The organism is Rhizobium sp. SEMIA 4085 (assembly GCF_013004495.1).
Taxonomy (GTDB): domain Bacteria; phylum Pseudomonadota; class Alphaproteobacteria; order Rhizobiales; family Rhizobiaceae; genus Rhizobium; species Rhizobium gallicum.
The window spans coordinates 1-4,343 of sequence record NZ_JABEPH010000435.1; the positions used below are offsets into that span (position 1 = coordinate 1).

4 protein-coding genes and 1 pseudogene are annotated in these 4,343 nt (G+C 60.6%); 3 read left to right on the top strand and 2 right to left on the bottom strand.

Features of this window, described 5'->3' with window-relative positions; all coding sequences use genetic code 11:
- The 3 genes from C9413_RS28450 to C9413_RS28460 all read left to right on the top strand — a co-directional run.
- Positions 1–542, top strand: a 542-nt coding sequence (locus C9413_RS28450; protein ID WP_170251233.1) for an ABC transporter permease, incomplete at its 5' end; no start/stop codon positions are given.
- Complete coding sequence (locus C9413_RS28455; RefSeq protein WP_170251234.1) at positions 539–1,411, top strand: MurR/RpiR family transcriptional regulator; 873 nt, start codon at positions 539–541, stop codon at positions 1,409–1,411. The genes C9413_RS28450 and C9413_RS28455, both read left to right, overlap by 4 nt.
- Complete coding sequence (locus tag C9413_RS28460) at positions 1,408–2,298, top strand: PfkB family carbohydrate kinase (protein ID WP_040114832.1); 891 nt, start codon at positions 1,408–1,410, stop codon at positions 2,296–2,298. The genes C9413_RS28455 and C9413_RS28460 overlap by 4 nt, the downstream gene beginning before the upstream one ends.
- Before the next feature lie 600 nt (positions 2,299–2,898).
- Here C9413_RS28460 and C9413_RS28465 read toward each other — a convergent pair.
- Both C9413_RS28465 and C9413_RS28470 read right to left on the bottom strand, forming a co-directional pair.
- Positions 2,899–3,735 (bottom strand): alpha/beta hydrolase, encoded by an 837-nt coding sequence (locus C9413_RS28465; RefSeq protein ID WP_040114831.1) that lies wholly within the window; start codon positions 3,733–3,735, stop codon positions 2,899–2,901.
- Between the two features lie 246 nt (positions 3,736–3,981).
- Positions 3,982–4,343 (bottom strand): annotated as a pseudogene (locus C9413_RS28470) (iron-containing alcohol dehydrogenase); the annotation flags it as partial.

A 4,343-nucleotide genomic window follows, 5' to 3' on the forward strand; every position in this document is an offset into this window, starting at 1 on the left:
CGCTGATCTATCCGGTCGGCCATCCGGTGCTTGGCGTTCCCCAGGTCTTCCGGTCGCTGTTCAACGGCTCTCTCCTGGGCATTCCCAATGCGGTCATCATGGTCGCTGTCGTCGCCTTGCTGGCCTGGATGCTCCTCAAAAAGACACCTCTGGGTGAATACCTCTTGGCCGTTGGCGGGAACGAAGAGGCCGCCTATGTCGCCGGGGTTCCGATCGCCGTCACCAAAATCACAGCCTATGTGATCTCAGCTGTCCTCGCCGCCCTGGCCTCCATGATCCTGATCGGTCGCCTTGGCGCAGCTGAGCCCATCCTTGGCAATCTCTGGGAACTCGACGCGATCGCAGCGGCCGCGATCGGCGGGGCATCCTTGATGGGCGGCAAGGGAAGCGTCATTGGCACGATCCTCGGCGCGATCATCCTCGGCGCGATGCGCAACGGACTGACGCTGATGAACGTCCAAGCCTTCTATCAACTTCTGGCCACTGGTCTTATTATCCTGGTCGCGATGATGATCGATCGCGTCACAAGGGGTAGAGGATGAATTCTTCAAATGATCTCAAGGCGGTGGGGCCGCGCATCCGGATGATGATGCCGCGGCTCACGCCTTTGGAAGTACGGGTCGTGGAAACGGTGTTCGGATTGCGTGATTTCTCGGAGGACACCGCGCTCAAGGACATCGCAACCGAGGCCGGGGTATCCGAGGCCATGGTGGTGAAGATCACTAAAAAGCTCGGTTTCAGCGGCTACCGGGATTTCCGCTCGGCGGTGTCGAACTACAACAAGCTTCCGACGGCCGAGATGCATCAGGAGCTTTCCGTTGAAGATAGCTCGCGGGAGATCATCCAGAAGGTATTCAGGACCTCGATCCACGCGCTCGAGGAAACGCTGGCGATTCTGGACGTCGATGCTTTCGACAGAGCGGCGGACCTCCTTATGAAGGCTGGGCAGAGGGATTTCTATGGCGTCGGCGGGTCTGCGCAGATCGCGAGAGACGTCGCCCATAAGTTCCTGCGGATCGGGGTAAGAGCAGGCGTGCAGGACGATTCTCATATGATGCTTATGTCGGCTTCGTTGCTGGGAGCGGATGATGTGGCGGTCGCCTTCTCTCATTCCGGCAACACCACGGCAGTGATCGATGCAGTGCAACTGGCCAGAAGGAGTGGCGCACGAACGATCGCGATCACCAATTACGGGGGCTCGCCCTTGGCGCAGATCGCCGACATCGTTCTCTGCTCGACGGCCCAGGGCTCCCCTTTGATGGGTGAAAACGCTGCTGCCCGGATCGCCCAGCTCAACATTCTCGACGCGCTCTTTGTCGCGGTCGCTCAACGCAACTACGACGCCGCGGAAAAGAACCTCGAAAAAACGATGTCGGCGGTGGCATCAAAACGAAAGGACAAGATCGGATGACGATTGCCTCCCCCTCCGTTATTGTCTTCGGAAGTCTGCACTATGACATCATGGTGCATGGCCCGGCGCGACCGCGAAAAGGCGAAACGGTGGCGGGAGAGAGCTGGCATCCCAAATGCGGCGGCAAGGGCGGCAACCAGGCGGTCTCCGCGGCGAAGACCGGCATCCGGACCGCTATGATTGGCGCGGTCGCCGATGATGCCTTCGGCCGCGCGCTCGTGGAAAATCTCGGTCGTCAAGGCGTCGACTACCGCTTCGTCAAGGTGGCGGATGGCGTTGGCAGCGGCATGAGCGTGGCGATCTTCGACAGCGAGGGCGACTATGGAGCGGTGATCGTGTCCGGAAGCAATCTCCTCCTCGGACAATCGGATGTGGATCGAGCAGCGGAGCTGTTCAACGAGCAAAGCGTTCTTGTTCTGCAAAACGAGGTGCCCGACCTGGCCAATGTCGCCGCCGCCAAGGCAATGAAAGCAGCCGGCGGGCGCGTCATCCTCAACGCAGCCCCGGCTCGCGATCTGTCTCCCTTACTGTGCGAACTGGTCGACGTCATCGTCGTGAACGCCATCGAAGCCGAGCAACTGACCGATGTCGCCGTGGTCGACTCCCTCGCGGGCGCTCTCGACGCCGCGCGCCTGCTTGCCCAAACGTATCCAGCCGCAGTCGTCACAGCGGGGGGCGAGGGCCTTGCCTGCGCGACGAAGTCGGACAAGGAATTTTTGATCGAGGCTATCACGGTAAGGCTCGTCAGCACCCATGGCGCCGGTGACGAATTCACTGGCGTGCTGGCCGCTGAAATCGCAAGCGGGACCGGAATGGAGGACGCGCTCCGCGCCGCCAATCAAGCAGCCGCTGTGCTTGTCAGCACGCCGCGCGACACCGTTCAGTAGTTGATATTCGGCTGTTCATCGAAACGGGGAGGCGCCTGTGCTCAAGGGAGTCGATCCAAGACCATCCTCGATGTGTGAAGCCGGAAGGTCGTCAATCGTCTCGAGGTCCGGCGGGCGGTCGGGAATGGCCGCTCACTTCGTCTTTCTTTCCAATGTGACCGGCAGGGCCGAAGCGGCTCCTAACGCCTCGTCGTCGATCCTTCTGATTTTTCTTCATGGCGAAGCGCGACGCGCGGGTCTGTTCAGTTTCGCCCCAAAGATCGGGAGCGAGCGGGGTAATGAACTCTTGTATTCCACGGAGTTTCGCCGTGACGGACCAGATAGAGCATTGAGTTGCGTCCGCATTTGCAGTTTGCCAACGATTTGGATGGAACTCGCGCTCAGACCGCACGGGCGCACTGACGCGCCCTCGCAGAAGAGATGTTTTCGGCAATTGCCTGAAGGACGCGTGAGCTGCGCACTGTCACGGGAGAGCTGCTATAGTTTTCGGCGCCTATCAGGATGATGCCTAGCGGATGATTTTGAACAGTTCTTGTGCGACCCTCGCGGTCGATTACGCCTACGAATATCTTTGCGACAGTCCGAACGGTTGAGCCATTCTCACCTCAGTTTCTCGCAGGCATCATTCGCAATTAAGGCGTGCAATGCGGCCGCTACAGGTGTGCCAACGACGGCGAGATCGCGTACCGTGCTCATGTGATCCCCGTCTACAACTCGCGATGCTCGCACTTCAAGCCCTTGGGTGACAAGAAGGTCTTTGAAGGCATTTGCCTGGATTTTGAAGGGGTTAGTCTCCAGTTCGCCGGTCATGATAGCTACCCGCGTTGCAGGGTCGTGCTCACGATGCATCGGCGTAAACCGTCGCACCTCTTCGTCGCTCAAGGCGATCTCGTCACGGAGGAAAGATGTCTGCAAGGGTTCGAGATCGTATAGCCCCCCAAGCAGGAAAGCAGCAATTACACCCGAGGGCACTACCGAGCGATTGAAGAGAAAGGTCGCAAGATGTGCACCAGCGGAGTGGCCGCTGACGGAAAATCTCCCGGGCGTAGCGCCAAAGCGATCGGCATGCGCCTGCAGAAAAGCCTTGGCTTTCAGGACCTGACCGATCAGGACCTCCATCCTCGCGGTGGGCATCAACGAATAATCGACGATAGCGGCGACCGCGCCTGCGCGGGTGATGGTCTCAGCGACGCAGGAATAGTCTTCCTTGGAGAACATACGCCAATAGCCGCCGTGGATGAACATGTGGATCGGCATGCCCGAACCGGCACTATTTGGCACGAATATATCGAGCGTCTCACCCGACTCGCAACCGTAGGCGACGTTGGCCTCCATGGCGACGGTGCGGCGAGTGGCGCTGCTGCGGGTACGAATATCGTCGACGAGGTCGTCGAAATTTGCGACATGGTCACGAATGCGGAACGGATCGGCGGCCACAGGTTCCGCCTTCAGAAACTTGTCGCAATGTACTTGGCTTCCATGAACTCCGCGATCCCGTGATGCTGCCCTCCCTCACTTTCGAGGCCGTTCTGCTATCGAGGGACCGATCACTCTGATCCTCGCCCGCGGCCGGCCGCCAGGTGCCGCCAATATAGAGGCCGTGGGAGAACAAATGGAAACCCGAAGCGATCCTGGTCGGGATGCGACGGATGCTGGTTGGCGATCATGGTTGTTTTCTCAAGGTCAGAGGGCGGAAGCGGCCAGGTCGCCGTCATAGGCGGCGCGAACCAGGCCGCGCATGGCGGCCGAATCGAAGGAGCGCGGATTGTTCTTGATCAGCCGGCCGATGCCGAGCGCCTGCTCAGCGGTCCAGTCAAGCCGGTCTTCCGGCAGGCCGAGCCTGGCGAGCGTCGGCGAGATGCCGATCGCGGCGAAGAGGCGCCTTACCTCGCCGATCGCCGCATCGGCAAGCGTCTCCTCGTCCTCCACGCCGGCCGGGTCGAGGCCGAGCGCCCTGCCGACAGCAGCGAGTTCCCCGGCAGCGACGCGGCGCGTATAGGTCCGAACCTAGGGCAGCCCGGGGGCGACCCCGAGGGCGTGCGGCG